General features: G+C 64.7%; 17 protein-coding genes. 6 read left to right on the top strand and 11 right to left on the bottom strand.

Annotated elements, in window-relative coordinates:
* Nucleotides 1–2: 2 nt before the first annotated feature.
* From R4P95_RS12630 to R4P95_RS12615, 4 genes are all read right to left on the bottom strand, one after another.
* The gene (locus R4P95_RS12630; protein WP_317744327.1) at nucleotides 3–1,130 is read right to left on the bottom strand and encodes an acyl-CoA dehydrogenase family protein; all 1,128 of its coding nucleotides are present in this window, start codon (nucleotides 1,128–1,130) and stop codon (nucleotides 3–5) included.
* 9 nt (nucleotides 1,131–1,139) lie between these two features.
* The gene (locus R4P95_RS12625) at nucleotides 1,140–2,315 is read right to left on the bottom strand and encodes an acyl-CoA dehydrogenase family protein (RefSeq protein WP_317744328.1); all 1,176 of its coding nucleotides are present in this window, start codon (nucleotides 2,313–2,315) and stop codon (nucleotides 1,140–1,142) included.
* 114 nt (nucleotides 2,316–2,429) lie between these two features.
* Nucleotides 2,430–3,800, bottom strand: coding sequence for a wax ester/triacylglycerol synthase family O-acyltransferase (locus tag R4P95_RS12620; RefSeq protein ID WP_317744329.1), 1,371 nt, complete (start codon nucleotides 3,798–3,800; stop codon nucleotides 2,430–2,432).
* A 281-nt stretch (nucleotides 3,801–4,081) separates the two neighbouring features.
* A complete protein-coding gene (locus R4P95_RS12615) occupies nucleotides 4,082–5,518 on the bottom strand; it encodes a serine hydrolase (RefSeq protein ID WP_317744330.1) in 1,437 nt (478 codons plus the stop codon).
* A 50-nt stretch (nucleotides 5,519–5,568) separates the two neighbouring features.
* Between R4P95_RS12615 and R4P95_RS12610 the strand changes: the two genes are divergently transcribed.
* Entirely contained in the window at nucleotides 5,569–6,255 is a 687-nt protein-coding gene (locus tag R4P95_RS12610) for a TetR/AcrR family transcriptional regulator (RefSeq protein WP_317744331.1), read from the top strand.
* A 281-nt stretch (nucleotides 6,256–6,536) separates the two neighbouring features.
* Entirely contained in the window at nucleotides 6,537–7,337 is an 801-nt protein-coding gene (locus tag R4P95_RS12605) for an SDR family oxidoreductase (RefSeq protein WP_317744624.1), read from the top strand.
* A gap of 177 nt (nucleotides 7,338–7,514) precedes the next feature.
* Here R4P95_RS12605 and R4P95_RS12600 read toward each other — a convergent pair whose 3' ends face one another.
* Both R4P95_RS12600 and R4P95_RS12595 read right to left on the bottom strand, forming a co-directional pair.
* Nucleotides 7,515–8,951, bottom strand: a complete 1,437-nt coding sequence (locus R4P95_RS12600) for an APC family permease (protein WP_317744332.1) — start codon at nucleotides 8,949–8,951, stop codon at nucleotides 7,515–7,517.
* 429 nt (nucleotides 8,952–9,380) lie between these two features.
* Nucleotides 9,381–10,442, bottom strand: coding sequence for a zinc-dependent alcohol dehydrogenase (locus R4P95_RS12595; protein WP_317744333.1), 1,062 nt, complete (start codon nucleotides 10,440–10,442; stop codon nucleotides 9,381–9,383).
* A gap of 207 nt (nucleotides 10,443–10,649) precedes the next feature.
* Here R4P95_RS12595 and R4P95_RS12590 point away from each other — a divergent pair, with 207 nt between their 5' ends.
* On the top strand, nucleotides 10,650–11,366 hold the full coding sequence (locus R4P95_RS12590) for an XRE family transcriptional regulator (protein WP_317744334.1): 717 nt from the start codon (nucleotides 10,650–10,652) through the stop codon (nucleotides 11,364–11,366).
* Nucleotides 11,367–11,601: 235 nt separating this feature from the next.
* Here R4P95_RS12590 and R4P95_RS12585 read toward each other — a convergent pair whose 3' ends face one another.
* From R4P95_RS12585 to R4P95_RS12570, 4 genes are all read right to left on the bottom strand, one after another.
* Nucleotides 11,602–12,456: an NAD(P)-dependent oxidoreductase gene (locus R4P95_RS12585; RefSeq protein WP_317744335.1), complete on the bottom strand. Its 855-nt coding sequence runs from the start codon at nucleotides 12,454–12,456 to the stop codon at nucleotides 11,602–11,604.
* Between the two features lie 148 nt (nucleotides 12,457–12,604).
* Nucleotides 12,605–13,519, bottom strand: a complete 915-nt coding sequence (locus R4P95_RS12580) for a dioxygenase (RefSeq protein ID WP_317744336.1) — start codon at nucleotides 13,517–13,519, stop codon at nucleotides 12,605–12,607.
* Nucleotide 13,520: 1 nt separating this feature from the next.
* Entirely contained in the window at nucleotides 13,521–14,585 is a 1,065-nt protein-coding gene (locus tag R4P95_RS12575; protein WP_317744625.1) for a maleylacetate reductase, read from the bottom strand.
* A 32-nt stretch (nucleotides 14,586–14,617) separates the two neighbouring features.
* Entirely contained in the window at nucleotides 14,618–15,019 is a 402-nt protein-coding gene (locus tag R4P95_RS12570; protein ID WP_317744337.1) for a nuclear transport factor 2 family protein, read from the bottom strand.
* Between the two features lie 519 nt (nucleotides 15,020–15,538).
* Here R4P95_RS12570 and R4P95_RS12565 point away from each other — a divergent pair.
* The 3 genes from R4P95_RS12565 (at nucleotide 15,539) to R4P95_RS12555 (ending at nucleotide 19,686) form a co-directional block, all read left to right on the top strand.
* The gene (locus R4P95_RS12565; RefSeq protein ID WP_317744338.1) at nucleotides 15,539–16,771 is read left to right on the top strand and encodes an MFS transporter; all 1,233 of its coding nucleotides are present in this window, start codon (nucleotides 15,539–15,541) and stop codon (nucleotides 16,769–16,771) included.
* A 162-nt stretch (nucleotides 16,772–16,933) separates the two neighbouring features.
* A complete protein-coding gene (locus R4P95_RS12560) occupies nucleotides 16,934–18,658 on the top strand; it encodes a CocE/NonD family hydrolase (protein WP_317744339.1) in 1,725 nt (574 codons plus the stop codon).
* 92 nt (nucleotides 18,659–18,750) lie between these two features.
* Nucleotides 18,751–19,686, top strand: a complete 936-nt coding sequence (locus R4P95_RS12555) for an alpha/beta hydrolase (protein ID WP_317744340.1) — start codon at nucleotides 18,751–18,753, stop codon at nucleotides 19,684–19,686.
* 130 nt (nucleotides 19,687–19,816) lie between these two features.
* On the opposite strand, the gene R4P95_RS12550 is transcribed toward R4P95_RS12555, so the two are convergent.
* Entirely contained in the window at nucleotides 19,817–20,608 is a 792-nt protein-coding gene (locus R4P95_RS12550) for a hypothetical protein (protein ID WP_317744341.1), read from the bottom strand.
* Nucleotides 20,609–20,621: the final 13 nt, after the last annotated feature.

Genomic DNA, 20,621 nt, shown 5'->3' with positions numbered 1-20,621 from the left:
CACTACAGTTCCACCTTGTCGTAGTCTCCGATGCCGGCCGCGACGGTGCGCAGGTGATCATCGGTGGCGCCCCAGGTGTGTTCGATCGCGGTCAGGCGGGCTACGTAGTGGCCGACCGGATATTCGGCGGTGATGCCGATGCCGCCGTGCAGCTGAATCGCCTCCTGTCCGATGTGGCGGGCAGCGCGTCCGATCTGCAGCTTGGCGCGAGCGGCGATCACCGGGTCGACCGTACCGTCGGCGAGGGCCATCGTCGCGTACAGCGACATGCTGCGTGCGAGCTCGAGCGAGACGTACATGTCGGCGGCCCGCTGGGTGAGTGTCTGGAACTTCGCCAGCGGCACACCGAACTGCTTGCGCTGCTTGAGATATTCGGTGGTCAGCCGCAGCACCTCCTCCATGATCCCCACGGCCTCGGCGCCGAGCGCGGCCTGCGCGGCCACGACCGCGGCATCGATCTGGGTGCTCGCGTCCGTTCCGTCACCGAGCAACTCGGCAGGGGTAGCGGTGAATTCGATCTGCGCGGCGCGCAGCCCGTCATAGGTGCGATACGACTGCCGGTGCAGTCCTTCCGCTCGGGGATGGACGAGGAACAGTCCGATCCCGCCGGCCGGCAGGGCGGCACTGACGACGAGGCTGTCGGCGACGTCGCCGCGCAGGACGGGATTCTTCGTGCCCGTCACCGTCCATGTGCCGCCGCTGTCGGTTGCGACCGTCGTGATCTGACGCGTGGGCCAACGCACTGCGGGTTCGAGGTGCGCGAACGCCAGGACGGTCCGGCCTCCGGCAATCTTGTGTAGCAACTGTGCGCGCTGGTCGGCGGTGCCGACGGCAGCGATCAACCCGCCGGGGACGAGGACACCGTCCAGCAGCGGCTCGGGGGCGAGCCTGCGGCCGATCTCCCCCATCACGGTCATGGTCTCGACCGGACCGGCGCCCAGGCCGCCGTCGTCCTCGGCGAAACTCAAGCCGAGCGCCCCGATTTCGGCGAACTTGCCCCACACGTCCTGGCTCCAGCCCGGATCGGTGTCGATGACCTTGTTACGCTTCTCGGTGTCGTAATGGCGGTCCAGTAGCTCACGTATGGTGTCGCGGAGCATCTGCTGCTCGTCGGACAGTGCGAAATCCATTGCTTTTCCTTACAATCCAAGAATCGTCGATGAGATGATGCTGCGTTGCACTTCACTGCTGCCGCCGTAGATCGTCACCTTGCGATAGTTCAGATACTGTGGGGCAGAAAGCTGAGCCCATTGCGGGGACGCGATATCGGAACCCGCCTCGACCGGTAGCGAATCCATGCCGGCGACGTCGAGGATCAGTTCCGTCGCGGCCTGTTGCAGCTGCGTTCCGCGCAGCTTCAGCACCGACGACGCCGGGTTCGGCTTGCCGTCGGCCGAGCCCGCGACCACCCGCAGCTGGGTGAGCTCGAGCGCCAGCAACTCGTTCTCCACCTCGGCGAGTCGGGCCGCGAACAGCGGATCGTCGAGCACCGTCCCATGTCCTGCCTTGGTCGTGGCGGCGAACTCCTTGGCTTGGGCGAGCCGGACCTTCGTGCGCCCGACACCGGTGATGCCGGTCCGCTCGTTGCCGAGCAGGAACTTCGCGTAGGCCCAGCCCTGATTCTCCTCTCCTACAAGGTTCTCGACCGGGACGCGGACGTCCTCGAAGAACACCTCGTTGACCTCGTAGCTGCCGTCGACCAGTTTGATCGGCCGCACGGTGAGCCCGGGGGTCTGCATGTCGATCAGCAGGAACGAGATGCCCGCCTGCTTCTTCGAGGCCGTCGGATCGGTGCGGACGAGGCAGAAGATCCAGTCGCCGTACTGGCCCATCGTGGTCCAGGTCTTCTGGCCGTTGACGATGTAGGAGTCGCCGTCACGAATCGCAGTGGTCCGCAGCGACGCCAGGTCCGATCCCGCCTCGGGCTCCGAAAAGCCTTGAGCCCACCAGATATCCAGGTTCGCCGTTGGGGGCAGGAACCGCTCCTTGATCTCCTGAGAGCCGAAGTGCGCGATCACCGGGCCGACCATGCCGGTATTGAAGGTCAGCGGCTCGGGGACCGATGCCAGCTGCATCTCGTCGAGCCAGATGTGGTGCTGTATCGGTGTCCACGCCTTGCCACCCCACTCGACCGGCCAGTGCGGCACGGCCAGGCCGGCGGCGTTGAGGATCTGCTGGCTACGGACGCAGTCGTCCTTGTCAAGTTCCACCCCTCGCCGCACCTTCTCTCGCAGCTCAGCGGGGATTTGGGTTGTATAGAACTCGCGCATCTCGTCGCGGAATGCGCGTTCGTCGTCGGTCAATGCGAGTCGCACGTCGACTCCCTTCTGTCTCGGGGCAGAAACAACATGGTGGCGGGACCCGGTCGGTGCCGAGGTCCCGCGGTGACGGAAATCAGGCCACACGGCGGGGTCCGTCGTGCGGCACTTTCAGGGCAGGTTCACGCCTTTCTCCAGCGCTACCAGCGCGTTCTCGAGGTGGGCGAGCAGCCGCTGCAGATGCGGTACCCGTTTGCGGTCACCGATCAATCCGAAATCGAGATAGCCGGCGTGGTTGGTGACGGTGATGTTGAGGGCCTGGCCGTCCATCACGATGGACGTGGGATAGATGCCGTCGAGGCGGGCGCCGTTCAAATACATCGTTTCGGTAGGGCCGGGCACATTGGAGATCACGACGTTGAACGCCGGGGGCACGAGAGCGGCGTAACCGGGGATCTGAGCGAGCAGCAGCTCGTGCATCGCGAGTCCGCCGACCGCGAAGGACGACAGGGGCGACAGCCCCGAGAGCGCCTCCTTACCGCGGCGCATCGACGACGCGATCGCGGCCAACCGTCGGTCGGCGTCAGCGTCGTCGGTGGCGAGATTGCACAACAACGCACTGACCGCGTTGCCACCCGAGCCCTGGCTACTGCGCACCGACACCGGGACCGCCGCGATCAGCGGCTCGAGCGGCAGTGCGTCCAGATCGAGGAGATAGGTGCGCAGTGCGCCGCCGCACATCGCCAGGACGACGTCGTTGAGTGTGCTGTCGCTGCGCCGCGCGACCGCCCGCAGGCGGTCGATCGACCACGATTGTGCCGCGAAGCGTCGCGCACTGCCGACACGGGTGTTCAAGATCGTGCGCGGGGCACTGGGCATCGGGTCGGCCAGGTCACCCTTGCGCATGCTGTCTGCGACCTTGACCGCGTCCACGGCGAATTGTCCTGCCGCGACTGTCGCCCCGGCGACACTGTGGAGCACGCCGACCGGCGATGTGGCTGACGAATCCGGTTCCCCCTGTGCGGGTTCTACCGGTGACCAGTACGCCGGGGTGTTGCGCTCGGTCGGGTTCGTCGAGAGTTGCCGCATGGTCAACCGCATCGAGGCGACACCATCGACCAGCGCGTGGTGCACCTTCTGATAGATCGCGACACGCCCGTCCGCGAGTCCGTCGATGACGTGGTACTCCCACAACGGCTGGTGGCGATCCAGCGGCGACTCGTGCAGCCGGGATACGAGTTCGAACAACTCACGAATCTCGCCCGGTTTTGGTAGCGACCACAGCCGGACGTGATAGTCCAGATCGATATCGTCGTCCACCGTCCACCGCAACGCGTGCAGAAGCGGCAGCAGGTGTGCCGGGCGACGCCGAAACCGAGCACACACGCGCGTGTTTGCCCGCTGCTCCTCGTAGATCTCCCGAGCGAAGCCGTCACCGGCCTCCGGCGGCGGCACCCACAACCCCACCGCGCCGATGTGCATGGGGTGATCACGGGTCTCCGCCATGAGGAACAACGCGTCCGGTGGTGCAACGAAAGCCATGCGAAAGCCTTCTTTCAAATGGGAGTGTTCAAGGGGTCCAGCGACGCCGTGCTGGGGCCGGGTGGGCGGTCGGGATGTCGGCGCCGCGTCGTGACGGGTGGGTGCGGACACCGCGGACCTCCGCGCCGAACCCTCACTTCGGACCTCGCCGAGACCGAGGGCTCGTCGCCGGATACGGCCACCGCGCGCGCGTCACCGCCTACTGCTACGAGCCCGGTGTGTACGTGCGGACTATCCGGTACCCGCACCGCTGGGCAACACCGGGCAACGGTGCGGGGCGACTATTGCCCGTGGCGCTGGGGAACACCGGGCAGCGGGATACAGACGCCGAGCCGGCAGGCGTCCGGGGTATTGCTGAACGGCGGCACCAACGGGGTCGGGCCACACTGCTCCGGAGTGCACCCCGGCGGCGCGAGCGGACCCACACCCACGGCTCCGAGCAGGACGTTCGGGTCGAACATCCCGGGCTGGTCGATCGTGGTGTTCACCGTCGGGACATAAGGTCCCGGGTCGGGCAGCTCGACGTCGGTGACCGCGCGTGCCAGCTTGCGCAGAAACTCGCGATACAGCTCGCTGTTGAGACTGGCCGAGAATACTGTCGCCGGATCGGGAGACACGTCACCGAAGAATCCGGTCCAGGTGACCAGCATGTGCAGGCTCGGCATCACGAAATTGGTTTGCTGCAGGAACCCGACCGTCGCATAGGTGTCGGGCGGCATCGGCAAGAACGGTGGCTGCTCGAACACGTGCTCCGAGGGCAGAGTGACACCGATACACGGGGCCTGGTTGAGCCATACGAGAAATCCGTAACACGCGTTGCGCGGTGAGGGCTGGTGTAGCTGGTCCATGTAGTCGGCAGCGATGATGCGGTTGCCGTTCCATTCACCGTTGTTGAGCAGCAACAGGCCTAGCCTGGCCAGATCGTTCGGCGGGATCATGAGGAACGCGAAACCATAGGTGTGACCGGCCCGGTCGCGCTGCCAGAAGTAGTCCTCGGCGTCGATACCCAACGGGGAGAACAGTTTCTGCTGCGCGAACTGCTGCAGGTCTTGCCCCACCGCCCGTTCGACAACGTAGGCGAGTAGATCGGGAGGCCGCTGCGCGTACGCGAAGTTCGTGCCCGGCTCGTGCTCGAACGGCAGGGTGAGCGCCTGCTCGACAATGTTCAAGTCAGGCACGAGAGCGGTGTAGGCCTCGGCCAGAATGGACTGCTTCAACCCGGACGTCTGCGTCAGCAACTGCCGTACCGTGATCGCGCGATGCGCCGCATCACCCTGCCCCTCGGGCAGATACCTCCCGATCGGGGCCTCCAGATCCAGAAGCCCCTCGGTGTATGCGACACCGGCGACCATCGCCAGCACCGACTTCGTCGAACTCCACAGATTGCTGGCGACATTGCCGCTCACATGGTTCAACGCCCCGGTCCCGATCAGACAGTTGTTGCGATACACCTGAATGTTGGACCGCATCCGAGATGCCGCGAACGCGATCGCCTCGTCCAACGCGGCCTGATCGATGTTCACCGACCCCGGCGCAACCCGCTGCGGCGCAGCGTCCCCCTCCGGCAACGCGCACGCGGCAGGCTCCGCCGACGCGGCAGGCTCCGCCGACGCGACTGGCCCACCAAGCACGGTCACCCCCGCAGCCACGAGTGTCACCACGCTCAGGCAGATGCCCCACGTCCACAGCACTCTCGAGCCCAACCACCGACCGATCATATTAAACACACCTTGACATGGGATTATTTACGGACGGGTATAGTAATAACATGCACGTGACAGAATTCGCAATAGTTCGACGAAAAACACTCGAGGAAGGTGGCACATCGGTGTCGACACCGCGGCCAGGGCCGGTTCCGATCCCCGTAGATCGGTTGCTCACCACGGCAAGTGCAGTCTTCGCGAAAAGTGGCTACGCGGCGGCGACCATGCAGGGGGTCGCCAAGGCCGCACGAGTCACCAAGCCGACGCTGTACTCGCGCTTCAGCGACAAAGCAGAGCTGTACCACGCGTGCTTGAAGTGGGAAGTTGACTACGCACTCGAATACATGTTCGCAGCCTACAGTCGCGCCGAAACTCTCGACACGATCGGCGAGATCGCCGGCGATGTGCAGGCCTTCTTCGACTACGCGCGCGACAGGCCCAACGGTTTCCAACTGATCGTCGAGATCGACCCCAGCAGCCCTCCCGACCAGAACAGACAACGATTCATCGACAGCGTCATCGACCGCATACTCACCCGCATAGTCCCCGGCGGCAACAACGGCCGCTTCGACGATCAAGCCCTCCGCCGTGTCACAGCAATGGCAGTCGATGTCGCGTTCCAAACCGCTCGCGACGCACACCGACATCCACAGACCGATCCGCAATTAGCGGCAGACATGGCTACCTCCTTCATCGCCGGCGGAATTCGATACGCACTGCGACGCGCCAGACTCGACGATCGACCGGACTGAACACGGCCAACGCCTGACGGCCCACGCGCTCCGATCGAATACCTCCGGCCGATCCCACACCGAATACGGCCTTGAACACAAATTTTTTACGTGCTTGTATAGGGCACGGCTGCGTAGCCGTGCCACCGAAATGTCCGACGCTTCCGTGCGAAGCGCCGACGACAACACGACTGGGCGCGCACATCATCGAAGCAATGCGAGAGGTTGTGATGGTCGAAGTTCGTAAGCAATCAGGCGGTCGAGATCGGCACCTGCCGTTGGACCACGATCGGGGCGAACCCGTGGACATCGTCGGCAAGGTCGCGATCGTCACCGGTGGCGCTGCGGGTATCGGCGCAGCGCTGGCGCGGGCACTCGCTGCCGGTGGTGCACGGGTGCTGATTGCCGACATCGCGGCGGCCGACGCCGAGCGCGTCGCGCGCGAGATCGGTCCCGCGTCCGCGATCGCGGCCGGAGGTGATGTGTCCGACGAAGCCGTGATACGAGGCCTCGTCGCGCGCGCCGAAGCCGAATTCGGTCCTGTTGACATGTATTTCGCGAATGCAGGGATCACCGGCGGCGTCGGCCTGGACAGTTCCGAGGAGCACTGGGCCGCCGCATTCGGTGTGAACGTGCTCGCGCACGCGCGTGCCGCGCGAGTATTGGTGCCCGGGTGGCTCGAACGAGGCAGCGGCTACTTCGTCTCCACGGCGTCCGCGGCCGGCCTGTTGACACAGATCGGGTCAGCGCCCTACGCCGTGTCCAAACACGCCGCCGTCGGGTTCGCCGAATGGCTCTCGGTGACCTACGGCGACCGCGGCATCGGCGTCAGCTGCCTGTGCCCGATGGGCGTCAAGACCGCGCTCCTGGACTCCGGCTTCGGTGACGACAACGACGATGCGGGCCTGACGCGACGCGCCGTGACCACCGCGGGCGAAGTACTCGACCCCGACGACGTGGCACAAATCGTCCTCCACGGCATCGCAACCAGACGATTCCTGATTCTCCCGCACACCCAAGTGCTCGATTTCTATCGCCATAAAGCCGCCGACTACGACCACTGGATCACCGGCATGCGCACATACAAGAGCACACTCACCTGAGTGAGACTCCCTACGACATTGCCAGCGCGCTCAACTGCAAATTCGTCCTGTCGTGTCGATGAGTTCTCAACACCGAAGACTCCACCGAGTCGAGGCGCACACAGACTCGGAATGTCCAACATTACAGTCCGACGCACTGTCTCGGCACCCCCCGACCGTGCAGTCCAGCGGACGATGTCAGGGGCGCTGGGCGAAGACATCCCGATCGATCTGCCACTGCTTGAGCGCGCCGAAGAGCGCACAGGTAACGATCATCAGAGGCATTGCATTGACCCACAGCGCCTCAGTCCCGGTGATTTCCCTGTAGTGCAAAACAATCAGGACTCCTGTGGCGACGAAACCGACGATAGCAAGAAGGGGCGCATAGATGGTCGAGTATTTCGACCCGGTGAGCTTGCCATTAAAGGTAGCGACAATTGTACTTGCCGAGGTGGTGCCCATTTTGGTGATCATATTCAGTGCGTTGTATCCAGCAATCGCAGGAAGCAGGTCAGTCATCGGGCTCGCTCCGGTCAGAACGAATGGCAGAAGAAAAGCTAGGGTGATGAGCACTTGGACCATGACCGCGACGTGCGGAGTCTTGTAGCGCGGATGCGTTCGGCTCAGTGCTGAGAACAAGATGCCTGATCGAGACGAGGAGTACATGTACCGAGTCGAAAGGTTGTGAAAGGCAAGGGCTGCGCCAATTATCGTGACTGCGATGATGAAGTTCGTCGCGGTGCTGGTCCATTCACCGAGGTAGCTGCCGAAAAGGGCCGGCACGAGATCGCCTGGATCCCCACCGGCTACTGCGCGGGGGTCCCCGTTTGATGCTGCGACAACGACCCACGTGCCAAGGACGAAGATTCCGCTGAGCAGAAGCAGTGTTACGTAGGTGGCCCTCGGAATTGTGCGGTGTGGATCTCGAACTTCTTCGCCGTACGCGGAACTGGACTCGAATCCTGCGAGCGCGAGGAGAACGAAGACCACAGACAGACCGAAGCCGCCCCACGAAACTCCCGAGAAGGAGAAGACATCGAGCTTGAAATTGGCCGGGCTCTTGAACAATACGGCCAGAAAGAAGATCGCCAGCATGAGGAATTGAAGACCACAGATTATCGTATTGAATCGGCTCGCAATGTTGACGCCGAGGATGCCCAGCACTGCCACCAACGCCAGGACCGCAAGTGAGTAGATCCACCACGGGAGGTCGAGGCCGTGCGGCTTGATGGTGTTGTCGAGGAAGTATCCTCCGATTCCGATGAAGGCGACCGTCGCGAGGTTATAACCCAGTACGGCCGCCACACCCACCGCCGAACCTACCTTGTGTCCTAGGCCGTATGCGGCGTACGCGGCGTAGGCGCCTGAATCAACGACGACGCGCCCGAGCGCGCTATAGCCTGCGGCGAAGAACCCAAGTAACAGCGTCACAAGAAGGGTGACGACGACGGTCGCGGGACCAACACCGAGAATCAGGCTCTCAGCCATGTTCGACGACAAGGTCGTCAGCGGTGTGATCAGTGCAATTGCCATGACCGCGGCACCGAAGACGCCGATGGTGCCCTTTTTCAGGCTGCCTGCGTGCGCGGCACGAGTCGGCAATGCTTCGGTAGTTTCACGTGCTTCTGTGGGCATGAGCGTGGGTGCTTTCTTCAGTGGACGAGGGCATCGTGTTCCAGCAGGCTTCTCGGGGCGGGACTCGCAGGCGCGACTCGAGTCGCGATAGATCACCCAGTTGGTTCGTGAGCACCCGCGCTACTTGTCAAGTACAACGCGCCAGAACAATGTGTGTTTACTTTCACTTCACACTACTGATGATTGAACCGTGTACTGCCGCACCTGTCAAGAGCACGTGTGAGTAGGTTTTGGTTCGAGAAAGCCTATGAATAGCGCATATTCGTAGATGGAGGGGTACCGGCGGCATCGTGGCTCTACGCACCCAGCCGAAGCCTAGTGTTTGACACAGGTATACGAAATGCCAGCAGCAGGACGGGTCAGTTAGGGCCCCAGAGAACGTGACCCGTACATGGCGTGGCGAGCCGGGAGAGGCAAGGCACCGATTGTTTACAGGGACGGGTCGATCAGGACCTTGCCTTCGACCTGCCCGCTGGAAAGGCGGTCGAGTTCGTCGGCTAGGCGGTTGAGGGGGAGCGGGGTTTCGGCGAGCTCGGTGCCGAGTACGCCTTCGGAGAGGATCTCGAGCGCCGAGGGCAGGTCGGTGTCGCACACGTGCGCCAGGGTCGATTCCAGCGTGATCTCCCGGAACACCAGGGAGTGGACGTCGAGGGCCGGATTGTCCTTGGGAATGCCGACTGCCAGCACCCGGCCGCCGTCGGTGACCATCTGCAGCGCGGTGGGGAGCTGATTCGGTGCTCCGGCGGCCTCGATCACGACGTCCGGCTTGTCTCCGCCCAGTGCGTCGGCGATCTCGGCGGCGATGTCCGGGGAGGCGCCGAGGGTGCGGTCCGCGCCGAGACGCACGGCGCGCTCGAGACGGCGGCCGGGGAAGTCGACGACGGTCACGTCCACGTCGAAGAGGTGCTTGATCCCGGCCAGGACGAAGGAGCCGATCGCCCCGGCGCCGATGATGACGACCTTGTCGCCGTGTTGGGCGCCGGAGCGGCGTGCGGCGTGGATGCCGACGGCGAGTGGCTGCGCGAGACCGGCGTGGTCGAAGGACAATTCGTGCGGCAACCCCCGCAGCGTCTGGGACGGCACCGCAACGAATTCGGCCATGCCGCCGTGGACGTTGAGCCCGAGGGTGCGATAGTGCACGCACTGGTTGGTCCGTCCGGCCTTGCAGCGCCGGCATTGCCCGCACCAGATGCCGGCACCGCTCGCGACCCGGTCACCGACCCCGAATCCGGAGGTGGGGTCGGTGACGGCGATCTCGCCGACGAACTCGTGACCGGGGATCAGCGGGCCCTGGTGTCCGCTGTTGGGGTGACGCCGCAGGACGGGAAAGGTCTTGGGGCCGGCCGTCCACTCGGACGCGTCGGTGCCGCAGATCCCCGACCGGGTCACTTTCACGAGACACTCCCCGGGAGCAGGCGTCGGAATCGGGACCTCCTCCACTCGAATGTCACGGGCGCCGTAGTAAATCGCGGCGTTCATGGTCTCGCCCATGCGGAGATCCTCCATAGCTCGGTGTGACCTGCATCATCGAACGAAGTGTATAGTATTACTGCACATATGATCCCTGAATATGCGAAGTGATACCTCACAGAAGAGTTCTTCGTCCTGGCTGGGAGAACGGGTGTGGGAGCGTTCTCGTCCTGCGGGGGAAGACAGTTGATGCGTTAATGTTCAGTTGGAAGTGAAAGGTGAGACGCAATGAGCGAAGCTGTTTCCGCGGTTGCGGACGATGACGGCGCCCAGGCGGGATCCCATCTGGGGCAACGTCTGCGCGCGGCACGGGAGGCGGCGAACATGTCGTTGCGGGAGATGGCGCGCCGTGTCCACCTCTCGCCGAGCTTCATCTCGCAGGTTGAGCTGGGACGGGCGACCCCCTCGGTCGGTACGTTGTACGCGATAGTCACCGAACTGGGGCTGTCCCTGGATACTCTGATGGCCGAACACACCACGCCGACCGACCTGCAAGCCCACGGGTTCACAGCCGTGCCAGGGGCCGGCAACGACACCGCAGATCACGCACCGGCGATCACAAGCGGGAAGTCCGCACCGTCAACCTTGCCAGAGATCGGGTCGTTGCCCGGGCTGCAACGCCACGGAGACCGCCTCGAGCTCTTCCTCGGTGGTGGTGTGCGGTGGGAGCGATTGACACCCGCGGATGACCCGGACGTGGAGTTCCTACGGGTGACGTATCCGCCGGGAACCGAGTCGTGCCCGGCGGACAACCTGATGGTTCACGGCGGAAAGGAGTACTGCCACATACTTTCCGGCAGTCTCGAGGTGCAGGTGGCGTTCGCCCGTCAGGTGCTTGGTCCCGGCGACAGCGTGAACTTCGATTCTTCGACTCCGCACCGGCTCAGCAATCCCTTCGAGGAGACCTGTGTGGCCATCTGGTTCGTGGTGGGCCGCAACCACTGATTGCACCCACGGAGGGCATCTCAATGGGAAGAGCCCTCCCGGACGGCGTGGGCCCTCCTCCATGCCTATTGGTGGACTCTCTATTGGCCAGCTGAGACCGGACGTTCCGAAGACAGGAGACGCGTCCAGCGGTCACGACGTCGTGCTGGTTGGCTGGGTCGTCGACGGATGACCAGCCGGATCTTCACAATCGGCTGGTCATCGGTGACATCGGGCGGCCGTGTTTTCTATCGGCTCAGGAGATCGGCAGGGTGTTGCGCATTCGTAGGGCAGCGAGCACCTGGGCCATATCCTCGTCGCCGAGACCGGCGTCGGTCGCCTCGCTCAACACCATGTAGGCCGCCTCGGCTCCGGGCAGGCTGAGTTGTTGTCTGTGGGCCAGGTCGAGGGCTAAGCCGAGGTCTTTGCGGATCAGTGACACCGGGGCCGCGACGCCGGCAGAGCCCGGCGAGAGGAACGCTTGCTCTTTGTATCCGACGTAGGGAGCACCTGCCGCGCTGTTGCGGAGCACATCGTAGAAGACCTTCAGATCGATCTCGCCTGCCTCGGCGATGAGCAGGCCTTCGGCGATACCTTGACTGAGCGCGGCAAGTACGGCGTTGACCGCGAGTTTTGCTACCGATCCGGAACCGGCGGGCCCGGTGTGGAACTGCGCCGAGGTCATCGCCGCAAGGACCGGGCGGATGCGCTCGAACTGCTCCGCGGTCCCGCCGACCATCGTGGTGATGGTGGCGGTCTCGGCCATCGACACACTGCCGGATACCGGGGCATCGATGATGTCCATCCTCTCGGCACCGGCCATCTCACGCACCAGCTCGGGGCCGACGGTACCCATCACCACGTGGAGGTGGCCCTCCGCGGCGCTCGTCAGCCCCTCCACGACGAGTGCCCGCGTCGTCGCTCCATCCGGCAACATGCTGATGGTCACCGGCGCCTCGGTGAGTTCGGCCGCCGAACCGACGACCGTAACCCCTTCCGGCGCCCCCGTGTTTGGTCCCGGATCGTAGGCGAGGATCGTGTGTCCCGCCCGTGCCAGGTTTGCGGCCATCGGCCGTCCCATCCGGCCGAGACCGGCGAATCCGATCAGCATGATTATTCTCCTCGAGAGTTGTGTGTCGGTCACTGCCGGATCGACTCGATGTACTCGACACCCCGCACCATGGTGTGCTGCCTGGAGGGGCACTGGCACCGCGAGGCCGACGGCCGGTCGGAGTGGTCGATGTGGGCGAGTTACTGAGTCAGTGGGTGTCGTCGGCGAGGACGATGTCGAAGCGGACGCGGGACCAGCTGCGGCCGGTCAGGTCGCGCCCGTCGGGGGCGGGGGTTCCGGGTGCCTGCTCGGCGAAGTCGGCGATCAGGGACTCCTTGACACCGAAAACCGCGTCGGAGTCGGTGAATTCGCCGCCGCGGACGAAGATGTGGGTGATCAGGGTGCGTTTGCCGTCGGCGGTGACCATGAAGTGCAGGTGCGCCGGGCGCATGGGCGAGCGTCCGCACGCCGCCAGGAGTGCACCGACCGGACCGTCGTGCGGGATGGGATAGGGCGTGGGCGTCAACCCCCACAGCCGGTAGCGGCCGTCCTGGTCGGCGAACAGGTGCCCGCGGGCGGCGGTGCGGTCGTCGTCGTACTGGACGTCGTAGAACCCGTCGTCGTCGGCCTCCCAGATCTCGATGCGGGCACCGGGAACTGGAGTGCCGCCGGTGTCGGTGACGGTGCCCTCGATCCAGCACGGTTGGCCTGAGGCTCCGGCGGACAGGTCGCCACCGTGGGCGATCGGCGGGGAGTCGTCGACGAAAAACGGGCCGAACACCGTGGCCTCGGTTGCATCGCCGACGGCCTGGTTGGCGACGGTGACGGTCTGCATGGACACCCCGAAGACATCGGAGAGCAGGATGAATTCCTGCCGGTTGTCGTCGGTGATGTCGCCGACCGCCCGCAGGAAATCGATCCCCTTCGTCCACTCGGACTCGGTCAGACGGACCTCGCGTACGAAGGCGTGCAGGTGTTCGGTCAGGGCAGTGAGGATCTGCGCGAGGCGTTCGTCGGAGTTCCCGGCCCAACTGGCGATCACCCGGTCGGTCAGCGCCCGTTCCCGCTGTGCCTGCAGGTGCTGCTCGTCGTGCACGGGGTCGGTGGTGGTCTCGGTGCTCATGTCACATCCTCGTGTGCTCGGCGTCGGCACCGGACCAGGCGTTACGCAGCAGCGTGGACAGCGCCTGCGCGGTGACCGGTCGTGGATTCGACGGGGGGATCACCGGCATGATCAGTTCCACGGCCTCGGCGAGATTCGCTTCCTCCAGGCCGATCTCCCGCAGCGCGGTGGGGGCGTGCACGTCGCGGCGCAGAGATTCGAGTCCGCATACCGCGTCGTCGGACTCCAGCGCCGCGGCGATGCGGCTGGCCGCCTCCGGGGCACTGGCGGCGTTGAAGGCGAGCACGTGCGGAAGCACGATGGCGTGGGTCTGCGCGTGCGGGAGGTTGTACGCGCCGCCGAGGACGTGGCAGATCTTGTGATGCATCCCCGAGCCGGCGGACGCGAACGACACCGCCGACAGGTAGGCGCCGTACAGGCTCTGCTCGTGTCCGGCCAGGCCGGTGGAGTCGGCGCTGATCGCCCGCATGCCCCGCGCCAGGGCGCGGATCGACTCGGCGGCCAGTGCCCGGTTGATCGGATCGGCCCGCGGCGCCCACATCGCGTCGACCCCATGGGCGAGGGCGTTGAGTCCCGAGGCCACCGCAAGGTCGCCGGGCAGGGTCAGCATGCAGGTCGCGTCGTAGATCACGGTCGTCGGCAGCACACGGGCGTCGACGCCGGTGGTCTTGCGGGCGGCCTCGGTCATGCCCCACACATTCGTTGCCTCGGACCCGGCGTAGGTGGTGGGGACGGCGACGATCGGGATTCCGGTGGTCAGCGCGACGGCCTTGGCCAGACCGGTGGTCGAGCCGCCGCCGATGCTGACCAAAAGGTCGATCCGGTGCTGCGCGGCCACCTCGCGGACCCGTTCGGCGAGGTCCACCGGCACGTGCGGGGCGACATCGTCGAACAGCACCGCGATGTCGATTCCCGCGCAGATCTTCTGGACGAGTTCGCTTTCGGTGGCCGCGATGACCATGACCGCCGAGGCACCGAGTCTGCCGACTTCGGCGGTCAGATTCTCGACCGCGCGCCCGGCCCCGAACAGCACACGTTGGGCCAGTGTCTCGTGCTCGAACACCATCGTCGCTTTCTCGGAGGTCGCGGTCACGGCTCTCATCGGCGTGGGGTGGGCTGATAGGCGAGCAACTTCCATGCACCCTCGTAGCGGGTCCAGACCGCGATGGAGTTGTTGGCCAGTTCCTTGTCCGTACCGTTGGCGGTGATCGCGGCGTTCATCTCGCCGACCACGACCACGACATCCCCGTGCACCAGCACGTCGACGACCGGGTGATCGATGCGGTGGTACACGTAAAACTTGTCGCGGCATTTACGCAGGTAAGACTCGACCGTGTCGCGCGAGCCGTCGGAGTGGCTGTAGGTCAGGTCCGGGTGGCACAGGGCGGCGAACAACTCGAAGTCGCCGCCGATGACCGCGTCGTAGCGCGTGTCCTCGAGCGTCAGGATTTCGGCCTTGATCGCTGCGACCGAGTCGCCGAGCACGTTGGGGGACGTCACAGGAATTCTCCAAAGTTAGTGAGAGGCGCAGGTGAACTGCGGCTGCGCCTCTCACGGTAGGACGCAGATCACGCAAGTGTCAACCAATACAGCACACTGTTGGTGTGCTTCGCGTACGCTTGAGCTCACCGCGCCGCACATTCCAGGCCCATCGGCATACGGTAGAAATCTCTGAACAGGGATAATTGGCTTCCGGGCTGTGCTAAGACACGGGGCTGGTTGACAAAGTGACGACGAGCACATTCAATCAGCACAGGACAGTGGGTCCAGCAATGGTGTACACCTATCCCGTCGGCACTGACAACGCCTTCCGAGCCTTCGGACTTCTCCGCGAGATCATCGGAGTGAGACGTGACGAGTACCGCCGATCCGGGTGTGCCCCTCTCCGGTCGCACCAGGGGTGCGGCACCATCGGCGGCATTGCCCTTCGCCGCAATCCCGGCCGACGTCCCACCATCAGAGAAAAAGACGTTCATTGCTGCCCCATGGGCTTTCGGCAGCGCGACAAGGAGATGAAAGATGCGACGTACTCGTTGGATTGTGTTAGGCGGATGTTTCCTTGCCTATCTGTTCGACGCGCTGGAGATCGTTCTGCTGTCTCTGGCGCTGCCGGCGATTCGCGTTGACATGGGCCTTTCGGTGACCCAGGCCGGTCTCCTCGCGACCGCCACGCTCCTCGGCATCGGTGTCAGCAGCGTCATGGGCGGCTACGTGGCGGACAACTTCGGCCGCAAGAAGGCGCTGATTGCATCGCTCGTCATCTTCGGCCTGTTCACCGCGGCCATCGCGGTCGTGCCGAACTTCACCGTCTTCCTGATCCTGCGGTTCCTCGCAGGAATCGGTCTCGGTGCAGTATGGAGTGTCGTATCCGCATACGTGGTCGAGACGTGGCCGACCAAGAGCCGCGGGCGCGCCGCCGCTTTCGTGATCAGCGCGTTTCCCGCCGGCGGAGCGCTCGCGGCAGTCATCTCCGGACAGTTTCTGCCGGACTGGCGACTGATGTTCCTCGTCGCCGGCACGGCGGTGGTCCTCCCGACCTTCATTGTTCTGGTGTTCTTCCGGGAGTCGGCCACCTGGGCCGCCGATAAGGCCGCGCACGTTACCGACGTCGTCTCGGTCCGTGACGTGCTGGGAGGGTCCCTACGCCGCAGGACCGTGCTGGGCACGGCGATGGCGGCGCTGGCCCTGACCGGGTACTGGGGCGCGACGACCTGGTTGCCGACTTATCTCACCACCGAACGCGATCTGCCCCCGGAATCCGTGGCGTTGTTCGTGATGATATTGAACGTGGGAATGTTTCTCGGCTACAACGGATTCGGCTTTCTGGCGGACAGTATCGGTAGACGACGGACGATCATCCTCACTCTTCTCGGTGTGGCGGTCACCATGCCCGTCTACGCTCTCACCACCGACCAGACCGCTTTGATGTGGCTCGGTCCGTTGTTCGGTGCCTTCACTGCGTTCTTCGGCTTGTTCGGGTCCTATCTGGGTGAGCTGTTCCCGACCCGGGTCCGCGCCACCGGCGCGGGGTTCTGCTTCAACGTCGGCCGCGGTGTGTCCGCATTGGCGCCCTTCGGCCTCGCCGGACTGGCGGGCGTGATCGGCTTCAGTGGTGGACTGATTGTGTGCGCCGGCTTCTTCGCCCTGGCAGCGGTGGTGGCGCTCCTGCTGCCACGCAACGGTGAACAGGCGGCGGATCCGGTTGCTGAGCAGACTGCAGATCTTCGACGCGACGCCACCGCCACCATGTGATGGCCGCTGGTGCCGCAGTCGGCGGCGCACCGGTTCCGCGAGACCGTCTGCGCCGGCGCGAACAACGGTCGAACTCGCGCTCGTCAGAGCGCGTGCGGTGCAGCACCCATCACGACCCCGGAAAGTCAGTTCCTGTGAACCTATTGTGATTACTGGAGGTAGATGATGATCATCGAACGTGACGTACCCATCGAGATGGATGACGGAATCGTCCTGCGGGCCGATGTCTTCCGGCCGGACGACTCGACTCCTGTTCCCGTGATCATGACGCTGGGCCCCTATGGCAAGGGAGTCCCATTCCAGCAGGCCTACCCCAAACAATGGGAATGGCTCGACCGGACCCACCCCGAGTTGCTCGCTGGTTCGACCCGGTCGTACTTGACCTGGGAGACCGCCGATCCGGAGATCTGGGTGGCCTGGGGGTACGCGGTGGTGCGCGTCGACTCCCGCGGCGCGGGCCGGAGTCCCGGCTTCCTGGATCCGCAGTCACCGCGCGAGATCCGCGACTATTACGAGGCGATCGAATGGGCGGGAACACAGCCCTGGAGCACCGGCAAGGTCGGGCTGAACGGCATCTCGTACTACGCGATCACCCAGTGGTTGGTCGCCTGCCTACAGCCGCCGCACCTTACCGCGATGGTCCCCTGGGAGGGTGCCGGTGACGCGTACCGCGACAAGGCACGCCACGGCGGCATCCTGAGTAACAACTTCCAACAAGCCTGGTACCCCCGCCAGGTGCTGTCCGTCCAACACGGCAACCCGGAGGGACCCACCGACCCCTGGCTGGGGGAACCAGCGACTGGCCCGGAGAAACTCACCGAGGCGGATTTGCTAGCCAACCGTATCGAACTCCTCGAAGAGGCACTCGCTCATCCCCTCGACGACGAGCACTACCGCACACGCTCCGCCGATTGGTCACGCGTGACGGTGCCCTTCCTCAGTGCGGCCAGCCTCGCCGGCTACGGGCTGCATCCTCGCGGAAACTTTGAGGCTTTCACCCAGGCCGCGGCAACCGACAAGTGGCTCGAAACCCACCCAGGGCGCCACGAAGAGTGGTTCTACCTCGCCGAAGGGATGGAACTACAGAAACGGTTCCTCGACCACTTCCTCAAAGGCGAAGACAACGGCTGGGATCAGCAACCGCCGGTATTGCTCCGGCTGCGTCGTCCTTTCACCACAGACACCGAGCCGCGGGGCGAGAGGGAGTGGCCCCTCGCCCGCACCGCGTGGACCAACTCCTACCTCGGTGCAGACCTGACACTGGGGCCTGCGCCGGCCACGGGCGAGGCGACCGAGGTGCCCTTTGACGCCCTCGGCGAACCGGTCACCTTTCTGACTGCGCCGCTCGATACCGAGACCGAACTGACCGGGCCGCTCGCGGCGACACTGTTCATCTCCTCCACCACCAGCGACGCCGATCTGTTCCTCACGCTCCAAGCCTTCGCCCCGGACGGGCGCGAGGTGCACTTCCCTGGCACGATCGATCCGGCCACCCCTCTGGCACAAGGGTGGCTGCGAGCATCACACCGCAAGCTCGACACCCGAAAGAGCCTGCCGTACCGGCCATATCACACCCATGACGAATTGCAGCCTCTCCACCCCGGAGAGATTTATGAAGTGCAAGTGGAGATCTGGCCCACCTGCATCATCCTCCCCGCCGGCTATCGCATCGCACTCCAGATCAGCGGACACGACTTCGAACGGCCCACACCGGACGACCCGACCGGTGCATGGACCGCCCGCGGCTCCGGTCCCTTCCTGCACAACCACCCCGCCGACCGTCCCCCCGCCATCTACGGCGGCCGCACCACCGTCCACACCGGACCTGATACACCCTCCCGACTTCTCCTGCCGATCATCCCGAACCCTCTTGGCGCCACAGAGTGATCGTGCCGGAAACCAGCCTCGTCTCCTGACGAGCCCGCAACGCCCAGCTCGTCTTTTCAAGTCCCCGAATCCCTATAGAGGAGGCATCTGTCATGCAGGAGCAGCGCGTCACCTTCACCAGCGACGGCGAAACGCTGGTCGGAACCCTGTTTCGTCCCGAAGGCGCAACCGGTCCGCTTCCCACGGTCGTCGCTGGCGGCGGGTGGTGTTACGTCAAGGAGATCGTCCTGCCGCACGTGGCCCGCATCGTCGCCGAGCAGCAGGTGCAGTTCCTCGGATTCGATTACCGCGGCTTCGGTGAGAGCTCGGGCGAACGCCGCCAGCACATCGATCCGTGGGAGCAGATCTCCGACTACAAGAACGCCCTGACCTATGTCGAGGGCAGGGAGGACGTCGATCCAGACAGGCTCGGTGTTTTCGGCATCTCCTACAGCGGCGGCCACGTGCTGATCCTCGCGGCCTCCGATCCGCGCATCAAGGCAGCGGTCAGCGTGGTGCCCGTGGTGGAGGGCTACGACAACATGCGCCGCGCACACGGGGAGATCGCGTTCGCCGAACTCGCGGCCGCCCTGACCGCCGATCGTCGGACCCGCGCCACCGGTGGCAGCGAGGCCGTGCTGCCGATGAGCTCGACGAACCCGTCTGCGGAGCTGTCGACTTGGCCGTTCCCGCGGATCAACGAGGTCTTCTCCAAGCTTCAACAGTCCGGCGAGGCGGCGCGGCACGAGCATTGGAGCACCATGGAGTCCACCGAACTGCTGCTCAACTACTCGGTGTTCCCGTTCCTGCCCCGCATCCTCGACACCCGGGTGATGATGATCGTCGCCGAGGGCGACAACATCACCATGTGGGATCGGGAGATCGCCGCCTTAAATGAGATCGCGTCCCCACACAAACGGCTCGAGATCCTGCCCGCGGTCAGTCACATGAGCCTGTACTCCGACCAGCGCGACACCAACATCGCCGCCGTCAAGGCGGCAGAGTGGTTCGGTGCCTCGCTCGCACACACTGATACTGCGGCGAAATAGGCGTGTGGGGTCATCTCATCCGTGACCAGTACGGTGTCCATGCCCTCGTCGAGGGCATGGACACCGTACCCGCAACGAAACGGAAGGCATCCCGGGTTGGGCGATCGGGCAGAAATGGCTTGGCTCGCAGCTACGATGCAGCCGCGACCGGAGCTGCCGCGATCATCCAGTTGCTGAACTCGACTGCCAGATGCCACTGGTGTTGACGAATTAGCCTGGCGGGCAGAGTTCCTGGGAACTGCACGGTCAGTAGAGCTTCGAGTGTGCCGTCGCGGTCACGGAGTTGATGACGGACCCCGCCGATGACCAGGCCGTCGTCGAGGACGGCTCGGCCTGCGATCTGGAGGGGATAGCTGGGACTGATCGGGATGGTCAGGGCATCGGTCGGCCCGTAGTCGATGACGAACCGCGATGCAGTCGGCGATCCCCCGGTGGTTTCGACGACTTCCTGACGGCCGTCGGGCAGACCACGCAGCAGGTAATGGTCGGGGCAGGCATCGATCATGTCGGTCTCGACGTTTGCGGCGGTGAGGTTGTCGAACCACGCGGCGAACCGCTCGGCAGAGTAGTTCGGTACTTCGAGACGGGTGACGGCGTGCTTGGTGCGCCCCCTGCTCACGGCTACACCGATCCGGGCCATTCGCTCGGACAGGGCCAGTTCGTGCCTGAGCATGGCGTACACGCCGGCGTGACCGAGCCGGGTTTTCAGTGTCGTCAGTGCGGACCGCTGCACATCGAGAGGAGCATCGAGCAGCTCCTCGATCGTGCGGTCCGGCATGAGTTCAACTACTCCGCGGTGGCCGAGGCGGGTGGCGAACTTCTGAAGTACTGCTTCGGCCCGGCGCGACTCCCACGCCTGGACCTGCGCGCGCGACGCTCTTTCTTCACCCACGACCGCGCGGATTTCGATGGATTCGACCATGGGGTCCTGCCTT

Origin of the sequence: Rhodococcus sp. IEGM 27, assembly GCF_033142305.1 — a bacterium.
GTDB classification, from domain to species: Bacteria; Actinomycetota; Actinomycetes; order Mycobacteriales; family Mycobacteriaceae; genus Rhodococcus_F; species Rhodococcus_F oxybenzonivorans.
This window is presented reverse-complemented; position numbering and strand designations above follow the sequence as displayed.